Here is an 18,066-nt window from a genome sequence, read left to right on the forward strand (position 1 = left end):
AGTCAACCTCGTTCCTGTGCGCCAGCGCTTACGCCGCAAGATCGGAAGAGAGCTAAAAGCCCACGCTGACGCCGAATACGGCGCCCTTATCGAGGGTGTGCGAGCCCCGGTGGTCAAAGTCGGCGCGATAATACCGATACCCGCCAAAGGCATAAGTCTGCGACGTCAGCTTGATGCGGGCCTCGGCCATGTACTCACGGCTATCCTCAAGGTCGCCGTGGGTCATGCCTTCGGGGGTATAAAAGCCACGGCCGCCAACCTTGAGCAGCGGTATCGGCGTCGGCACAAACAGCGAGCCGCCAATGCCCACGCCGCCGCCGTCACCGTAGTAGGTCGTCTGATAACGATAGCGGGCCCCCACCTCAACGTCCGCCACCGGCAGGGGCGGGGAAAACATCAGCGAGCCGGAGTAGATATCCGCATGGTGACCGCTGTCATCGGATGAAAAATACCCGGCCCCCGCGCGCACGCTCGGCAGAATGCCTTGGCTGGCCTGAACACCGTAGCCATCGGGATTGGCGCTGCCGGAGACACTCAGCGCCATGGCGCTTTGGCTGCCGGCCAGCAGCATGGTCGACGCCAGAAACGCTGTGGCTTTCAACACCGTCGCTTTCGTATACATCACGCTTGAATCCTGAAAAAGAAGGTCCCGAAAAAAAGTCCCGAGGAAAGGTCACGAAAAAGGGGCCGAGTGTTCGAACCGCTGCGCGCACTGCCCCGGCATGGCGTTTTGACGTGCGTCAAGAAAGACAGAGTTTGCTACCCCTGACGGCTGGCAAACTACCTCCCCCGGGTTACCTTTATGGTTAAGCAGACATTAAAACAACACCGAGCTGCCACTCACTATTCCATCGTGGCGTTGCGGCGCTGTCGATGCTTTCACCAGGGGATCTCATCATGTCCTACCGCACGTTAAGCATGCTGGCCGCTGCCGGCCTGCTGGTTTGCGCAACTGGCGCGTCTGCCGATGACCTTCAGCAGCGTGCCAATGAACAGTTCAGCCCGATACCTCAGACGCCGCCGGAAATCGACGGCAACGATACCACCGATGCTAAACGCTCGCTGGGCAAAATGCTGTTTTTCGAGCCACGCCTCTCATCCAGCCACCTGATCAGCTGCAACACCTGTCACAACGTGGGCATGGGCGGTCACGACTATCTGCCGGTCGCCATTGGTCACGGCTGGCAAAAAGGGCCACGCAACTCCCCCACCGTGTTCAACGCGGTATTCAACGCCGCCCAGTTCTGGGACGGGCGCGCGGCCGACCTGGCCGAACAGGCCAAGGGGCCGGTACAGGCCGGTGTGGAAATGAGCAGCACGCCCGAACGGGTCGAGGCCACACTCGGCAGCATGCCCGAATACGTCGAACGCTTCGGCCAGGCGTTTCCGGACAAGGACAGCCCGGTATCGTTTGACAACATGGCCACCGCCATTGAGGCCTACGAGTCGACCCTGATTACCCCGGACGCGCCGTTTGACAACTACCTCCGTGGCGATACCGACGCCCTCGACGACCGGCAAAAGCGCGGCCTGGCGCTTTTCATGGACAAGGGCTGCTCCTCCTGCCACGCGGGTACCAACGTCGGCGGTCAGGATTACTATCCGTTTGGCCTGGTCACGCGCCCGGGCGGCGACATACTGCCCAGCGGCGACAAGGGGCGTTTCTCGGTCACCGAAACCGCGTCCGACGAATACGTCTTTCGCGCGGCCCCGCTGCGTAACGTGGCGCTGACCGCGCCCTACTTCCATTCCGGCGCCATCTGGAACCTGGAAGAAGCAGTCTCGGTCATGGGCACGGCCCAGCTGGGCGCCGAACTCGCGGATGACGAAGTCAGCGATATTGCCGCCTTCCTGCATACGCTGACCGGCGAGGTGCCGGATATCGAATATCCCGAGCTTCCGCCCAGCACCGACAAGACACCGCGTCCGGATCCCATGACGCCCTAAAGCCAGCACTGGGGACACCTCACACCGGCCCGGCCTTGCTTACTGCCGGGCTTGCCATACCTGCATTCGGGCGGCCTGACGGCTGCCCGATTGTTTTTAGGCTCAATGTCGGTATTGGCAACGCAACACGGGTAACATTATGCTGTTTACCCTGCTGTTAGCCCCCTGCCCCGGAGCCCGCCATGTCTGACGATACAACCTCTCTGCTGCTATATCTCGGCGCTGCCTGGCTGGCGGGCAGTCTGATTGGTCTGGAGCGCAGCTTTCACGGGCGACCGGCGGGATTTCGCACCCATGCGCTGGTGTGCGCGGCTTCGGCGCTGCTGATGCTGGTTTCCACCCACCAGGCGCAGTGGCTGGATGCCAGCCTGCCGCTGTCATCGATCCGTACGGACCCGACCCGCATGGCCCAGGGGATCATGACCGGCATCGGCTTCCTCGGCGCGGGGGTTATCTTCAAGGAGGGGTTGACGGTACACGGCCTGACCACGGCCGCGTCCATCTGGATGACCTCGGTGCTCGGGCTTCTGTTCGGCGTCGGTTTCATTTTCCCCGCCGTTGTCGCCACCCTGGGCACGTTACTGACGCTCTCGCTGTTCCGCCGCGTTGAGGCGCTGATGCCGCGGGAGCTGTTTGCCCACCACGACCTCTGCTATCCCATCGACGCGGTGGCAGGCGAAGACCAGGTGCGCGAAATGATCAACCATTACGACTGCACCATTAAAACCATGAGCTACCGGCTCAGCGACAACGGCGCGCTATTCCACTACCAGATGATGCTGCAGACTCACGACCGGCGGAACATTGCCCGGCTGGCCGAGCACCTGCGCCAGTCCCGCAGCATCCTGGAATACCGCCTGGCACCTACCGGCGGCTGATCCCGACCGGCAACGTCCCATCAGGCATCGTCGGCGCCTTGCGACGCCTGGTTCCAGACCGGCGAGCCGTCTTTCAGCTTAACGCGATCACCGTTCGGCTTTTCGTCCAGGCGGGTGGTGTGCATACCGCCCTGATCACGCCACGACACCTTATAGCCGTCGGTTTCCTCGTGGGTATCGGTGACGGTCCGGCACTGTTCGCGGGTGACCGTACGCGTTTTGGGCTGCGACGCCGCCGCTTCGGCACGCTGGCGGTTTTCCACCCGTTCCTGAACTTCACGCCCCGCCAGGCCGCCGCCAATCGCGCCGGCCGCCGTGGCAATGTCCTTGCCGCTGCCGCCGCCGACCTGGTTACCCAGGAGTCCTCCCACGACCGCACCGGCCGCTGACCCCAGCAGCTTGTTGGGGTCGCTGCTTTGCGCCTGCTGCTGAGGCTGTTGCCTGACGGGCTCCTGAACCTGCACCTCTTCGCACTTTTCGCGCGGCGTCTCGACGGTGTGCGTCAGCGCCTCGACGTCAATAATATCGGCGTACTCGGGCTGATTCGGCTGGTCCTGAATTTGCCAGGCGCCCAGCGCCAAACCGCCCAGGCCCAGCAGGGCAAGCGTGGAACCCACAACAATGGACTTGCTCATCGACTGTCCTCCCGTCCAACAATCCGGCGTGTTTTGAAACTCTGCCGTGTTTTGAATTCTGGTCGTATCGTCACTCTCAAGGAGTGCACTTGACTCGGACCGGAGGATAACCAGGCTGCCCCTGCCGTTGAAGGCGACAGCGCAGGTTGCACGATATTTGTCGAAGCCGGGAAGGGGGCTCGCATCGGTAGGCGCTCAAGTGTAGCCTCGCTTTTCCGCATCCGGTACAATGCGCCCTCCCGCGATGGGCCCATAGCTCAGTTGGTTAGAGCAGAGAACTCATAATTCTTTGGTCGCTGGTTCAAGTCCGGCTGGGCCCACCATCGCGCCCCTGTTTATTACCCCCTTGTTTTTATTACGCCCTTTTTTTTTCATTTCCAGCTTTTCTTACCGGTTTTTACCTGCCTTACCTGCCTAATAATGGGTTGGCTGCCTCACTCGGCTTATTCCCCTCTCGTTTCTTCTATTTTGTCTTTCCGCGATGACACGTACCTCGATGCGACGCGACCCTCGCGCAGGCTTCCGCTTGCCAGCCGGCCGATTTCGGCGGTTTCCGGCCATATCCGCGACGGCATTGGCGACAGCGCCGACAAAATAGCCGCCGGGTACCGTTGAATACACTTTGTGACAGGTCCGGGGCATTTATGTATAGTGCGTGGCAATACTGTTTTACGTATTGCACGCCTTGTCTCGTTATGGTGATCGACAGCAGCCGAGCTGACTCGGTGTTTTCCGGGCCAGCCGGTTTGGGGTCGTGCCTTACCCGGGCGTGATTTCTTTTCACCAACCAGGCATGCCTATGGACGACAATCAAAACGTCAAAATCAAGGTACGCGGGCTCAGCAAGGTTTTTGGCAAGCATCCCGAAAAAGCGCTGGAGCTACGCAACCAGGGGATGAAACGCCCGGAAATACTCGAGCAGACCGGCCAGACGCTGGGGCTTTCCAACATCGACTTCGATGTCCACGAAGGCGAGCTGCTGGTGGTGATGGGGCTTTCCGGCTCGGGCAAATCCACCCTGATCCGCTGCCTTAACCGCCTGATCGACACCAGTGAAGGGGAAATCGTCATCGACGATGAAAACATCCCCGATCTGAGCGAAAAGGCGCTGCTGGAATGCCGCCGCCGGCATTTTTCCATGGTATTCCAGAACTTCGCCCTCTTCCCCCACCGTACTGTACAGAAAAACGCCGAGTTCGGTCTTGAAGTGCGTAACATCAGCAAGAGCGAACGCTTCAAGCTGGCGCGCAACTCCCTGGCTCAGGTTGGCCTGGACGGCTGGGAAGACGCCTATCCCAGCCAGCTGTCGGGCGGCATGCAGCAGCGCGTCGGCCTGGCACGGGCACTGGCCAACGATGCCAGCGTGCTGCTGATGGACGAGGCGTTCTCCGCGCTCGACCCGCTGATCCGCAAGGACATGCAGCAGGAGCTCATGCAGCTGCAGGCGGAAACCCAGAAAACCACGGTTTTCATTACCCACGACCTCGACGAAGCGCTCAACATCGGGGATCGCATCGTGCTGCTCAAGGATGGCGAAATCGTCCAGAACGGCACGCCCGAGGAGATTCTGACCAACCCCGCCGATGACTACGTGCGTCGTTTCATCGAGGGGGTCGACATGTCGCGCATCCTCACGGCGGAAAACGCCATGCGCCGCGTGCGCGAGACGGCCAGGGAAACCGACGGGCCGCGCACGGTGTTGCACAAGATGCGCGAAAACAGCATCGATTCCATTTATGTCATGGGTCGCAACCGCAAACTGCTCGGTCTACTGGAAGTGGATGCAGCCAGCCAGGCGATCGACCAGGGCGCTGATACGGTGCTGGACTACATGACTCAGGACTTCCGTCGCGTGAAGCCCGATGAGCCCATGCAGAACCTGTTTGCCATGTTCAGTGAAAAGGGCTTTCCCATTGCCGTGGAAGACGACGAAGAACGTCTTCTTGGCGTCGTGGTGAAGGGCGCCGTTCTGGATGAACTTGCACGGGCAGGAGACCAATAATGGATATCGTACGCATTCCCCTCGGGAGCTGGATCGAGGGCGGTCTTAACTGGCTGACCAGCGAATACTCGATCGTCACCCGCGGTATTTCCCGCGTTACGCAAACCGGCATCGACGGCCTCAATAACTCGCTGATGTGGCTGCCCGAATGGGCGCTGATGGCGATCATCGTCGCGCTCTGCTGGAAGGCCTCTTCTACCCGTCTGGCAATCGGTGCCGCCGCAGGGCTGGCATTGATCTGGAACATGGGCCTCTGGGATCCGATGATCGAGACGCTGACGCTGGTGGTGATTGCCACCCTGGTTGCCGTGGTCATCGCCCTGCCGGTGGGTATTGCCGCTGCGCTTTCCGAGCGACTCTACCGCGGCATCATGCCGGTACTCGACTTCATGCAGACCATGCCGGCGTTCGTCTATCTGATTCCGGCCATTCCGTTTTTCGGTATCGGCTCGGTGTCGGCCATCTTCGCCACGGTTATCTTTTCCATGCCGCCGGCGATTCGCTTTACCACCCTGGGTATCCGCCAGGTACCGAGCGACCTCATCGAGGCCGCCGATGCCTACGGCGCCACCCGGAGCCAGAAGCTGTTCAAGGTTCAGCTGCCGCTGTCGCTGCCGACGCTGATGGCGGGTATCAACCAGACCATCATGCTGGCGCTCTCCATGGTCGTCATCGCGGCCATGATCGGCGCCGACGGCCTGGGCAGTGAAGTCTGGCGCGCTATCCAGCGCCTGCGCCCGGGTGACGGCTTCGAGGCCGGTATCGCCGTGGTCATTCTGGCCATGCTGCTGGACCGACTGACCCAGTCACTGCGCGGCTCGCGCAGCTAGGCACGCCCTTTTCGGCGTGTCGTCAGGACACCGCCGGATCAAGCCCGCCTTGATCCGCGGTGGTTTCATTACCACGCTGTACTGGTGTTAGGCTGTACTCGCACGCAGGACAATGACAGTACAAGTTGTACTTCAGTCTGCCGCATGATGCTGGTACACGCCCCTCCGGCGGCACCTCGCCGGTCACATACAGCTATCAATACGTGCGCTTTATATTCCCGGACAGCTTTGTATTTCCGGGCAACAGGGCGCACGTCACTTCCCAAGGGAGCCAAGACACCATGACAACATCTGTGCTGACCCACCGTATCCGCACCGCTTCAGTGGCCCTGCTGGCCAGCGCCGGCCTGGCAACAGGCGGCACCGCCGTCGCTGCCGACAAGGGCACGGTCAACCTGTCCTACGTTGAGTGGGCATCCGCCGTGGCCTCCACCGAAGTCGTGAAGGCCGTGCTGGAAGACGCCGGCTATGACGTCAAGACCACGTCGCTGTCCGCCGCTGCCATGTGGCAGTCGGTCGCCACCGGCGATACCGACGCCTTCACCGCCGGCTGGCTACCCGTTACCCACGAGGACTACTACGCCAAGCTCAAGGATGACCTGGTCGACGTTGGCATTAACCTCGAGGGTGCCGGACTCGGCATGGTAGTTCCCGAATACAGCGACGTTGATTCCATCGCCGACATGAACGACAACGTCGACAGCTTCGACGGCAAGATCACCGGTATCGATCCGGGCGCCGGCGTCATGCGCCTGACCGAAAAGACCATCGAGGAATACGACCTCGACTATGATCTGGTCAGCGGCAGCGGTGCCACCATGACGGCAGCCCTCCAGAGCGCTATCAAAAACAACGAGGATATCGCCATTACCGGCTGGACGCCGCACTGGATGCTCGCTCGCTGGGACCTCAAGTTCCTCGACGACCCGAAAGGCACCTACGGTAGCGCCGAGCAGCTCCACACCATCGCCCGCCAGGGGCTGAAGGACGACATGCCCGGCGCCTACGCGATTCTCGACAACTTCAAGTGGTCACCGGACGACATGAACGCCGTCATGCTGATGCAGGAAGAAGGCGATGATCCTGCAGCAGCCGCTGAAGAGTGGGTTGATGAGCATCCGGACATGGTCAACGAGTGGATTGACGGCTAAGCGACCAAGCGGTCGTCACGCCTGCATGATGCTGGTACCTATTCATCCGGCGATTCTATCGCCGGATGAATACAACCATTAATACGTGCGCCTTATACGCCAGGACAACCTTTATTTTCAGGCAACAGGGTGCGCGTCACTTGACAAGGGAGCCAAGACACCATGACAACATCTGTACTGACCCATCGTATCCGTACCGCTTCAGTAGCGCTGCTGGCCGGCGTCGGCCTGGCAACAGGCGGCAGCGCCATCGCCGCCGACAAGGGCACGGTCAACCTGTCCTACGTTGAATGGGCATCCACCGTTGCTTCCACTGAAGTCATGAAAGCCGTGCTGGAAGACGCCGGCTATGACGTCAAGACCTCGTCGCTGACGGCGGCTGCCATGTGGCAATCAGTCGCTACCGGCGACACCGATGCCTTCCTCGCCGGCTGGCTGCCCGTCACCCACGAAGATTACTACGCCAAGCTCAAGGATGACGTGGTCGACGTGGGCGTAAGCCTTGAGGGCGCCAAACTGGGTATGGTGGTTCCCGAATACAGCGATGTTGACTCCATCGCCGATATGAACGATCACGTCGACAGCTTCGACGGCAAGATCACCGGTATCGATCCGGGCGCCGGCGTCATGCGCCTGACCGGCAAAACCGTCGAGGAATACGACCTCGACTATGATCTGGTCAGCGGTAGCGGTGCCACCATGACCGCTGCCCTCAAGACCGCCATCGACAACAACGAGGATATCGCCGTCACCGGCTGGACGCCGCACTGGATGCTCGCTCGCTGGGACCTCAAGTTCCTCGACGATCCGAAGGAAACCTACGGCGGGGCCGAGCAGATCCACACCATTGCACGCCAGGGACTGAAAGACGACCTGCCCGGCGCCTATGCCATTCTGGAAAACTTTGAATGGTCATCAGACGACATGAACGCCGTCATGCTGATGCAGGAAGAAGGCGATGATCCCTCGGCAGCCGCTGAAAAGTGGGTTGACGAGCACCCGGACATGGTCAACGAGTGGATTGACGGCTAAGCGACCACCCGGTCGTCCTTCCCGGACGATACTTTTGCTTACCAGGCCACGCCATGCAGCGTGGCCTTTTTAAGCACAACACGTCTCGGCAAGCAAATCAGGGAGATTAGTATGTTTCAGCACATCATGGTGCCGGTGGACCTTGCGCACATGGACACACTGGAACCGGCGTTGGGAGTCGTCGCCGACATGGCGCGCCACTACGACGCCAACATTACCTACGTGGGCATTACCACCGGCACGCCAAGCAGCGTGGCGCGTACGCCCGGCGAGTATGAGCAGAAACTCGAAGCCTTTGCCCAGCAGCGCCATTCGGTGCACGGCCGCCCGGTAACGGCAAAGGTCTATCAGTCACCCGATCCGATCGCCAACATGGATGATCTGCTGGTGGACGCCGTGGATGACACCAATGCCGACCTTGTCATCATGGCCACCCACCTGCCCAGGTCACTCGATGCCATTATTCCCGCCAATGGCGACAAGGTAGCGGCACGCACCAGCAGCTCGATCTTTCTGGTACGCGCCCCGCAGGACAAATAACTTCCCTACGTCGTTAACTGCAGGAGAGATAGCTCATGGCTAATGACGATACGCACCAGGCACCGCCGGAAGACGGTGGCCAGGGCATACCGGCGCCTTCGGGGGCCGCCAACCTGATCGACACGGATTACGTGATCGGTCAGGACAACATCAAGTCGAGCAAATTCGGTATCGACTTTGACCTGCACGGCAAGGTTTTTACCTTTTCCGCGCTGGTCATTCTGATTTTTGTGGTACTCACCCTGGCACTGCCCGACCAGATGGGCCCGCTGTTTGCCGGCGCCAAGGGCTGGCTGACCAATAACCTCAGCTGGGTATTTCTGCTGGCCGCCAATATTTTCGTGATACTCACCGTGGCGCTGATTTTCACGCCATTGGGCAAGGTCCGCCTGGGCGGCGCCGACGCCAAACCCGACTTCAGCTACGCCGGCTGGTTCGCCATGCTGTTTGCGGCGGGCATGGGCATCGGCCTGATGTTCTACGGCGTTTCCGAGCCGATGACGCACTTTGGCACATCGGTCAACGGCGGCTCCTGGGCACCGCTGGCCGGCGCCGAAGGTGACACCGACGGCGCCATTCGGCTGAGCATGGCTTCCACCATCTATCACTGGGGCCTGCATCCCTGGGGTACCTACGCCGTAGTGGCTCTGGCACTGGCGCTGTTCTCGTACAACAAGGGCCTGCCGCTGACCATGCGCTCGATCTTCTACCCCGTGCTGGGCGAGCGTATCTGGGGCTGGCCGGGTCACGTCATCGACATCCTCGCGGTGTTTGCCACGCTGTTCGGTCTGGCAACCTCGCTGGGGCTGGGCGCGACCCAGGCATCGGCAGGGCTTGAGTACCTGTTCGGCATTCCCAACAACAACGTCACCATGGTGCTGCTGATTCTGGGCATTACCATTGTGGCGCTGGGCTCCGTGGTCGCCGGCGTGGACAAGGGCGTGCAGCGTCTTTCACAGCTCAACATGACGCTGGCCTTCCTGCTGCTGTTCTTTGTCATCGGCGTAGGCCCAACTCTGGCTATTGCTACCGGGTTTTTCGATAACCTGCTGGCCTACTTCCAGGAATTGCCGGCGCTCTCCATGCCGTTCGGCCGTGACGACTCCAACTTCGTCGGCGGCTGGACCGCTTTCTACTGGGCCTGGTGGATTTCCTGGTCGCCGTTCGTGGGCATGTTTATCGCCCGGGTGAGCCGCGGCCGCAGCGTGCGTGAGTTCCTGATCGCCGTACTGCTGGTGCCGATGCTGGTATCCGTACTCTGGATGACCGCTTTCGGCAGCACCGCCATTGACCAGCTGCTCGCCGGTTTTGAAGGTGCCAGGGATGCTGCCAACGAGCTTCAGCTGTTCGAAATGCTGGGTCAGCTGCCGCTCTCTGCCGTTACATCCTTTGTAGGTATCGTGCTGGTGCTGGTGTTCTTCATCACCTCGTCGGATTCCGGCTCGCTGGTAATCGACTCCATCACCGCCGGCGGCAAGGTCGACGCGCCCAAACCGCAGCGCATTTTCTGGGCGCTGATCGAGGGCTTCATCGCCATTGCCCTGCTGCTGGGCGGCGGTCTCGAAGCGCTGCAGGCGGCGGTACTCACCACCGGCCTGCCGTTTGCTCTGATCCTGCTGGTCGGGTGCTACTCGATCGTCAAGGGACTGATGAGCGAACCGCGCGGCTAAACGGTAGCCACCGTCAGCCGTTGACTATTGGGGCAGCCTGCGGGCTGCCCTTTTTCATGGCCGAACGGTAGCGTTACGGGCGCGGCGGTATCAGCACCACAGAGCGCCCAGCGGGGTTTGCGGATGGTAGTGGCTGGCCACCTGCGCCTGCAGCAGCTCGGCCGTAGCCAGCGCGTCGACCAGCGCATGGTGTCCCTGGTAGGCGGGCAGACCATAGCGGGCGCGGCTGGCATTGAGCCGGATGGAGACCGGCGGACGCCCCAGCCAGCGGCGGAAACGCGCCCACAGGCTCTGCCGATAGCGCCGCGCTTCTATCGACATGGTATCGATCATGGGGAACAGCACGCCCTCGCCGCGGCGCACGCGAACCGCAGCGTCGAGAAAGGGGCGCTCAATGTTGCGAAAGTGCACCACCACAATGCGCCCGGCCAGCAGCGGTAGCAGCTCGTCGATCACGCTATCGAAGTCCGGCGCGCCGGCAATTTCGGAATGGGTAATGTGGTGGTAGGCAATGGACGTGCCGGACAGCGGCCGCGACGGTTTGACCACCCAGTAGCGCCGCCGGGCCGGGGTAATACGCCCCAGCGTGAATGGCACCATACCCACGCTGACAATCGCGTGGCGACGCTCGTCCAGGCCGGTGGTTTCCATATCCAGCGCCACCATCGGCACTTCGTCTATCGGCGTCTCGGCAGCCGGAGCCGGCGTGGCAAAAAAATCCCGTACGGCGCTGCTCCGGGCACGGGCCGCGCGGTCACCCAGGTAGGCGCCCCAGTCGGCCTGAACCACCTTGTGCCGTGGCCGGATGCCGCGCATCAGGAGCGCTCCCGATGCCCTGACGATGACGGATTGGCAGACGGCTGCGGATAGCGGAATTTGAGAAATTTCTGCGCATTGCTGAGGACCTGGAAAGCGTCCTTGAGGGTATGGCGCTCGCTGCTTTCGACGTTTTCCGGTTCGATGTTGTTGTCCGGCGTACGGTTCTTTTCGATATCGATGGCCTGGTGGCGCAGGCGCGACATACACAGGAACTCGAAGGCATAGCGCAGTTTGTCGCTGACGCCGGATCCCAGCACCCGGGTCTGATGAATGGCATCCAGCCGCTCAAAGGTGTTCTGGGCCTTGGAGCCGCAGGCCAGGGCGTGAATGCGGATCACATCGACCATGGGCGCCGTGCCCCGGCGCTTGAGGTTGATGGAATTATTGTGCTTGCCGTCCTTTTCCATGACGAAGGTGCGGAAAAACCCCAGCGGCGGCGTACGGTTGAGCGCATTGCGCGCCATGGCGGCAAGGAAGCGCGGCGAATGCGGCGCCTGCCCGGCGACCAGATCCTGCAGCTGCTCCACCAGCCCGGCTTCGCCGAAGGCGCTGTCGAGGTCGAAGAAAATCGAACTGTGCAGCAGGGTTTCGGGGGTGGGATGGGTCATCCAGTCGCGGAAATAGCCTTTCCACACCCGCAGCGGCTGGCGCCAGCGGGGGTTGGTGGCCATGATATCGCCCTTGCAGTAGGTATAGCCGCAGGCATCCAGCCCGTCGGTGACAAAGACCGCCAGGCGACGGAAATAGTCGTCGTGCTGCGCCGGGTCAAAGGTATCGTCGAGCACCAGGGCGTTGTCCTGATCGGTGACGATGCTTTGCTCGTTGCGCGCCATGGAACCGTTGACCATGAAGGCATAGGAAACCGGCGGCGGCCCCAGCGACTCTTCGGCCAGCTCGCACAGCCGGCGGACAAAGCTGCGCCCGATGGTCGACAGCGCGCTGCCGACCATCTGCGAGTTGGCGCCTTCCTGCACCATGCGCGAAAAGGCCGCGCGCACGTCGGGTGCCAGCCGCGCCAGGCCTTCAACGCTCAGGCGGCTGAAGATATTGCTCACCAGATAGAGCCCGCTGTGGGTCTCGTAGCGAATAATATCCGACAGGTGAACAATGCCCATGGGCCGCTGGCGATACAGCACCGGCAAATGGTGAACATTGTTGCGCAGCATGGTCAGCATCGCTTCGTAGATGGAGACATCCGCCTGCACGCTGAGCAGCGCCGGCGAAATCACTTCGCCGACCGGCGTCTGGGCGGATAATCCGCGGCCCACGATGCGGGTGCGAAAATCGCTGTTGGTCATGATGCCGTGAATCCGGCGATGGCGCCCCTGGTCGTCGCGGAAACGGCGCGCATCCTGGGCGCTGCATTCGCGTGTGACCAGCAGCGCCGAGGCCTGGTCGTCGCTCATGCGCAGGGCGGCATCCTGAACGCTGATATCCACATCCACCATCACCGGCGCGCGGGACAGCAGGCGGCGAATCCGGGTAATCATCATGTCGTTGGACTGCCGCTGGTCTCTGGCCGCCGTTTCCAGACGCGGACGCTCCAACTCGACAAAGTCGGCAAAGTGCTCGTCCTGTTCGCAGAGCTGAATAAACATCGCGTCGGAAATGAAGTAGATCAGGGTGTCTTCGATCGCCCTGGCGGGAAACCGCACCTTGTGGTCGCGCAGCAGGTTGAAGTGGCCGAAAATATCCCCTTCGCCCAGGCAGTTGTGCAGATCCCCCTGACGGCGGTAGACCTCGACCGCCCCGCTGCGGATGTAGCAAAGCTCGCGCGCCTCTTCATTGAGCCGCAACACATCGCTGCCGGCCTTGAAGTAGCGCACTTCCACCTGCCCGGCCACCTCGTCCAGCAGCGCGTCGCTCAACGCATTGAACGGCGGAAACTGACTCATGTGCTGGCGGAGTTCCATTATATCGGCGTCCATGCGGCCCCCTGAAACCTGGTCGAAACAGTGTAAGGTACTATTTTGCAGTGGCCCGGCTATACCGGTAAAGCCTTGATGTTTTACTCACAAAAAATCCCGGCGCATCGGCACCGGGATTTTTCGCAAGGCTGCCGGGGCGGATCGGATTCCCGCCGTTCGAGGCAGCGACTTGTGCTGGCCGACCGCTCTCAGGCGGTCAGTCATTGTCTACTGTCGGGATCTCAGGACTGGCCCTTGTCACCGGCCATTTTCTGAACACGCTGCATCATTTCGGGATCCTGCTGGATCGCCTGACCGATAGCGTTGAAGGTATCCACGTCCAGGCCGCTGTTCTCAACGATCTGAATCATTTTCTCGTTGGCCTCGGCGCGCACGTCCTGCTGGGCTTCTTCGCCTTCAGCGGATTGCAGACGCTGGGTATACTCCTGAGAGACGACGGCAATTTCCTGCGACGCATCGGCAAACTGCTGAAGCTGGGAATCGCTGAAATCCTGAGCCGGCGCTTCGGCGCTGGGCGACGGGGCCTGTGCTGCATCGTCTGTGGTTTGCTGGGCCTGGGCAGCGCCTGCCATCAGGCCGGTAGCAAGTAGCGCAGCAGAGAACAGGGCGGTAAAGCGTGGCATGAATCGAACCTCATGGGATATTGTGAGTGTGCTCATGGGACGCTGGCATTTACCGCAGGTTCCTGATTTAATGTTTCAAAATGTAACTGACGCGGCAACCCATGTCGGCCGGCGCGTGCCGGCACCCGGCTAATCCGCGCCCTGTCCGGCCACCGGACCTTTCAACACCAGACTTTCCCGTACACGACCAGACACAAAGGCATTATTCACCATGACCCAGCATCATTGCGCTCGTGTTGATCACCACTGCAATCGGTGCGATACGCCCGTACCGTTTGATTTCACCATGGCGTTCCAGCCCATCGTCAACGTCAACCGGCATACCACCGTGTACCACGAGGCTCTGGTACGCGGCCCGAACGGTGAATCCGCCGGTAGCATCCTCCACGGCGTGACCGATGAGTTGATGTACCGCTTTGACCAGGCGTGTCGCATCAAGGCCATCGAGCTTGCCAGCCGGCTGGGCATGCAGGAGCCGCTGTCCATCAACTTCATGCCCAACGCGGTCTATGAACCGGAGGCGTGCATCAAGGCAACGCTGGAAACGTCCCGGCGCGTGGGCTGGCCCACCGAACGGCTCAATTTTGAAATTACCGAGACCGAGCGAGTCCAGGATCGCGCCCACATGCGGAGCATCATTGATAGCTACCGCGCCATGGGATTTACCACCTCGCTGGATGATTTCGGCAGTGGCTATGCCAACCTGGACCTGCTCACCGAGCTGCGTCCGGATACGCTCAAGGTGGACCGCCAGCTGGTGATGGGCTGCGATACCGACACTCGCCGCCAGGCGCTGCTGCGCGGCATTGCCACCCTGGCCGAAAGCCTCGACGTGGCGCTGGTGGCCGAGGGAGTCGAAACCCGGGAAGAGTCCCGCTGCCTGGTTGATCTCGGCATGCCGGTCCAGCAGGGTTTCTACTATGCGCGCCCGGCCTTTGAGGCCATTGCCGATATTGCCCCCGAGAAGTTTGCCTGACGGTCCGGGCAAGCGGAACGCTGGTCAGGCGACGTGCGTTCAACCGTCGTCCAGACGCTCGAGATAGCGGGTGCCGCCCAGGTTACTCACCTGCCGGCGAATCCAGCGGCTGCGCTGAGCCACCGCGGGCGACGGCGTGGCGGCGCTGCGGGTCCGCGGGGCGGGGAGAATCGCCGCCAGCCGGCTTGCCTGGCGGGCATTAAGCTCGCTCGCCGGCACGCCGAAGTAGTGCTGCGAAGCGGCTTCGAGGCCGAACACCCCGCGATCCCATTCGGCCACGTTGAGATAGACTTCGAGTATGCGTTCCTTGCCCCAAAGCAGCTCGATCAGCAGGGTAAACCACGCCTCGAGCCCCTTGCGCAGCCAGCTGCGGCCGCTCCACAGGAACACATTCTTGGCGGTCTGCTGGCTAAGCGTGCTGGCACCGCGCAGACCACCGCCGTCGAGGCGAGTGGCCAGCGCGCGGCGAATTTCCACCAGGTCAAAACCGTGGTGATCGGGAAACCGCTGATCCTCGGCGGCCAACACCGCAATTTTAGCGGTATCGGCCAGCGCCTCCCGGCTGCGCCATCGGTAGTCCAGGCGCATCGGCGAACTTTCCACCCAGCTTTGCACCTTGCGCTCGACCATGACCATCGAGCCCGGCAGCGGCACGACGCGAAACAGCAGCACCAGCGCCACGGACAGCAGGATAAAGGCCACGGCCAGGCGCGCCAGCAGCCGCACCAGACGCTGCCCCAAAGCACCCGCCGCCAGGCGCAAGCGACCGTGACGGCGGGACTTCGCTTGCGGCCGGGTAGCCGACCCACGGCGCTTGCTGCTCTCTTTACCGGCGCGGGCGGGCGCGGTTTGTTGGCGGCGTTTACTTATACAAGTGCTCGGCGTGGTAGCGCAGGTGGTCTTCAATGAAGGAGGCAATGAAGAAGTAGCTGTGATCATAGCCCGGCTGGCGACGCAGCGTCAGCGGATGATCGTGGGCCTCGCACACCGCCTCCAGATGCCCGGGCTTGAGCTGTTCGTCAAGGAAGTTGTCGGCCTCGCCCTGATCGATGAACAGCCGCTGGCGGGACGCGCCGTTGGCGACCAGCTCGCAGGCGTCGTAAGGGCGCCAGCGCGACTTGTCCTCGCCCAGGTAGTGACGAAAGGCGTTCTGCCCCCAGGGGCACTCCATGGGATTCACCACGGGGGAAAAGGCCGATACCGAGCGGAAACGGCCGGGATGACGCAGCGCCAGCATCAGCGCGCCGTGCCCTCCCATGGAATGACCGCTGATGGATTCGCGGCCGTTGACCGGGAAGTGCAGCCGGACGACCGAAGGCAGCTCTTCCACAATGTAGTCGTACATGCGGTAGTGCGCCTTCCACGGCGCCTGGGTGGCGTTGACGTAGAAGCCGGCGCCCGACCCCAGATCAAAGCTGTCGTGCTCACCTGGCACATTGGTGCCCCGGGGGCTGGTATCCGGGCAGATAATCGCCACGCCCAGCTCGGCGGCCAGACGCTGGGCCCCGGCCTTCTGCATGAAGTTTTCGTCGTTGCAGGTCAGCCCCGACAGCCACCACAGCAGCGGCACCCGACTGTCCTCGGCCTGGGGTGGCAGGTAGACGGCAAAAATCATGTCGCAGTCCAGCGCCCGCGAATAATGCCGATAGCGCTGATGCCGGCCGCCAAAGCTGCGGTTTTCCGACACTAACTCCAGGGTTTCACTCATGCTCATGGCAGGCTCCCGTTAATACCCGCGCATTGGCGCGCAAGGCGCGGCCCAGGGCCGCGCAGATGGAACTGACGTCTATATTCGGGCGGTGGGTCAGCCACACTCCCCGATCACCGCGCCGTTACGATCAATAGTGCAGTACGGTACGAATACTCTCGCCGGCGTGCAGCAGGTCGAGGGCGTCGTTGATCTTCTCGAACGGCTTGTCGTGGGTAATGAAGTCGTCGATGTTGATCTCGCCTTTCATGTACTGGTCAACATAGCCCGGCAACTCGGTACGCCCTTTCACGCCGCCGAACGCCGAGCCTTTCCAGACCCGTCCGGTGACCAGCTGAAACGGCCGCGTGGCGATTTCCTCGCCGGCGCCGGCCACACCGATGATGATCGATTCGCCCCAGCCCTTGTGGCAGCATTCAAGCGCCGAGCGCATGACGTTGACGTTGCCGATGCACTCGAACGAGTAGTCCACGCCGCCGTCGGTCAGGTCGACAATCACTTCCTGAATCGAACCGCTGTAATCATTGGGGTTGACGCAATCGGTGGCGCCGAACTGCTCGGCCAGCTTGAATTTCTCCGGGTTGACGTCGATGGCAATGATGCGGCTGGCCTTGGCCATCAGCGCGCCCTGGATCACCGCCAGACCGATGGCGCCAAGGCCGAACACCGCCACGGTGGCGCCGGGCTCGACCTTGGCGGTATTCATCACCGCGCCGATACCGGTAGTCACGCCGCAGCCCAGCAGGCAGATCTTGTCCATCGGCGCTTCCTTCGACACCACTGCCAGCGATACTTCCGGCAGCACGGTGTATTCGCTGAAGGTAGAGCAGCCCATGTAGTGGTGCAGCTTTTGGCCGTCCAGCGAAAAGCGCGAGGTGCCGTCGGGCATGACGCCCTTGCCCTGTGTCGCCCGAACGCTACTGCACATGTTGGTCTTGCCCGACAGGCAGAATTTGCACTGGCCGCACTCGGCGGTGTAGAGCGGAATAACGTGGTCGCCGGGCTTCACGCTGCTCACGCCCGGGCCGACTTCCTCGACGACGCCCGCGCCCTCGTGGCCCAGCACGGCGGGGAAGTTGCCTTCCGGATCGGCGCCGGAAAGCGTATAGGCGTCGGTGTGGCACACGCTGGTGGCGACCAGGCGCACCAGCACCTCGCCCTGTTTGGGGCCTTCGACGTCAATCTCGGTAATTTCCAGCGGTTTGCCGGCTTCCCATGCCACCGCAGCACGCGATTTCATTAATACTCTCCTCGTTGTCAGCATGGCGGTGCGCCGATAGCGTCGGCACACGCCTTTGATTATGTGTTCGGTGGACAGATTACCGCA

Annotated in this window: 17 protein-coding genes and 1 tRNA gene; 10 read left to right on the top strand and 8 right to left on the bottom strand. The window is 61.8% G+C overall.

Annotated features, from left to right (window positions below):
- Positions 1–52 precede the first annotated feature (52 nt).
- The gene (locus tag C793_RS0110790) at positions 53–622 is read right to left on the bottom strand and encodes a YfaZ family outer membrane protein (protein WP_017430957.1); all 570 of its coding nucleotides are present in this window, start codon (positions 620–622) and stop codon (positions 53–55) included.
- A 275-nt stretch (positions 623–897) separates the two neighbouring features.
- On the opposite strand from C793_RS0110790, the gene C793_RS0110795 reads away from it, so the two are divergent.
- Positions 898–1,947: a cytochrome-c peroxidase gene (locus C793_RS0110795; RefSeq protein ID WP_017430958.1), complete on the top strand. Its 1,050-nt coding sequence runs from the start codon at positions 898–900 to the stop codon at positions 1,945–1,947.
- Between the two features lie 182 nt (positions 1,948–2,129).
- A complete protein-coding gene (locus C793_RS0110800; RefSeq protein ID WP_017430959.1) occupies positions 2,130–2,825 on the top strand; it encodes an MgtC/SapB family protein in 696 nt (231 codons plus the stop codon).
- Positions 2,826–2,845: 20 nt separating this feature from the next.
- On the opposite strand, the gene C793_RS0110805 is transcribed toward C793_RS0110800, so the two are convergent.
- Complete coding sequence (locus C793_RS0110805) at positions 2,846–3,460, bottom strand: glycine zipper 2TM domain-containing protein (protein WP_017430960.1); 615 nt, start codon at positions 3,458–3,460, stop codon at positions 2,846–2,848.
- A gap of 246 nt (positions 3,461–3,706) precedes the next feature.
- Between C793_RS0110805 and C793_RS0110810 the strand changes: the two genes are divergently transcribed.
- The 7 genes from C793_RS0110810 to C793_RS0110840 all read left to right on the top strand — a co-directional run bounded on the left by C793_RS0110810 (position 3,707) and on the right by C793_RS0110840 (position 10,685).
- Positions 3,707–3,783 (top strand) — tRNA-Ile (locus tag C793_RS0110810).
- A gap of 476 nt (positions 3,784–4,259) precedes the next feature.
- Positions 4,260–5,462 (top strand): quaternary amine ABC transporter ATP-binding protein, encoded by a 1,203-nt coding sequence (locus tag C793_RS0110815; protein WP_017430961.1) that lies wholly within the window; start codon positions 4,260–4,262, stop codon positions 5,460–5,462.
- On the top strand, positions 5,462–6,292 hold the full coding sequence (locus tag C793_RS0110820; protein WP_017430962.1) for an ABC transporter permease: 831 nt from the start codon (positions 5,462–5,464) through the stop codon (positions 6,290–6,292). Before C793_RS0110815 ends, C793_RS0110820 begins: the two co-directional genes overlap by 1 nt.
- A 281-nt stretch (positions 6,293–6,573) precedes the next feature.
- A complete protein-coding gene (locus C793_RS0110825; protein ID WP_017430963.1) occupies positions 6,574–7,443 on the top strand; it encodes a glycine betaine ABC transporter substrate-binding protein in 870 nt (289 codons plus the stop codon).
- A 162-nt stretch (positions 7,444–7,605) separates the two neighbouring features.
- Positions 7,606–8,475, top strand: coding sequence for a glycine betaine ABC transporter substrate-binding protein (locus C793_RS0110830; protein ID WP_017430964.1), 870 nt, complete (start codon positions 7,606–7,608; stop codon positions 8,473–8,475).
- Between the two features lie 111 nt (positions 8,476–8,586).
- Positions 8,587–9,015 (top strand): universal stress protein, encoded by a 429-nt coding sequence (locus C793_RS0110835; RefSeq protein ID WP_017430965.1) that lies wholly within the window; start codon positions 8,587–8,589, stop codon positions 9,013–9,015.
- A 35-nt stretch (positions 9,016–9,050) separates the two neighbouring features.
- Positions 9,051–10,685, top strand: coding sequence for a BCCT family transporter (locus C793_RS0110840; RefSeq protein ID WP_017430966.1), 1,635 nt, complete (start codon positions 9,051–9,053; stop codon positions 10,683–10,685).
- A gap of 90 nt (positions 10,686–10,775) precedes the next feature.
- Here C793_RS0110840 and C793_RS0110845 read toward each other — a convergent pair whose 3' ends face one another.
- From C793_RS0110845 to C793_RS0110855, 3 genes are all read right to left on the bottom strand, one after another.
- Positions 10,776–11,501, bottom strand: coding sequence for a 3'-5' exonuclease (locus C793_RS0110845; RefSeq protein WP_017430967.1), 726 nt, complete (start codon positions 11,499–11,501; stop codon positions 10,776–10,778).
- Complete coding sequence (locus C793_RS0110850; protein ID WP_017430968.1) at positions 11,501–13,432, bottom strand: putative nucleotidyltransferase substrate binding domain-containing protein; 1,932 nt, start codon at positions 13,430–13,432, stop codon at positions 11,501–11,503. Before C793_RS0110850 ends, C793_RS0110845 begins: the two co-directional genes overlap by 1 nt.
- A 221-nt stretch (positions 13,433–13,653) precedes the next feature.
- Positions 13,654–14,055 (bottom strand): DUF4168 domain-containing protein, encoded by a 402-nt coding sequence (locus C793_RS0110855; RefSeq protein ID WP_017430969.1) that lies wholly within the window; start codon positions 14,053–14,055, stop codon positions 13,654–13,656.
- A gap of 211 nt (positions 14,056–14,266) precedes the next feature.
- On the opposite strand from C793_RS0110855, the gene C793_RS0110860 reads away from it, so the two are divergent.
- Positions 14,267–15,031, top strand: coding sequence for an EAL domain-containing protein (locus C793_RS0110860; RefSeq protein ID WP_017430970.1), 765 nt, complete (start codon positions 14,267–14,269; stop codon positions 15,029–15,031).
- A 39-nt stretch (positions 15,032–15,070) separates the two neighbouring features.
- On the opposite strand, the gene mtgA is transcribed toward C793_RS0110860, so the two are convergent.
- From mtgA to C793_RS0110875, 3 genes are all read right to left on the bottom strand, one after another.
- On the bottom strand, positions 15,071–15,772 hold the full coding sequence (gene mtgA, locus C793_RS0110865) for a monofunctional biosynthetic peptidoglycan transglycosylase (protein ID WP_017430971.1): 702 nt from the start codon (positions 15,770–15,772) through the stop codon (positions 15,071–15,073).
- A 121-nt stretch (positions 15,773–15,893) separates the two neighbouring features.
- A complete protein-coding gene (gene fghA, locus C793_RS0110870; RefSeq protein ID WP_017430972.1) occupies positions 15,894–16,745 on the bottom strand; it encodes an S-formylglutathione hydrolase in 852 nt (283 codons plus the stop codon).
- 124 nt (positions 16,746–16,869) lie between these two features.
- Positions 16,870–17,979 (bottom strand): S-(hydroxymethyl)glutathione dehydrogenase/class III alcohol dehydrogenase, encoded by a 1,110-nt coding sequence (locus tag C793_RS0110875; RefSeq protein ID WP_017430973.1) that lies wholly within the window; start codon positions 17,977–17,979, stop codon positions 16,870–16,872.
- Between the last annotated feature and the right edge of the window lie 87 nt (positions 17,980–18,066).

The sequence above is a fragment of the Vreelandella jeotgali Hwa genome, assembly GCF_000334215.1.
In the GTDB taxonomy this organism is placed as follows: Bacteria; Pseudomonadota; Gammaproteobacteria; order Pseudomonadales; family Halomonadaceae; genus Vreelandella; species Vreelandella jeotgali.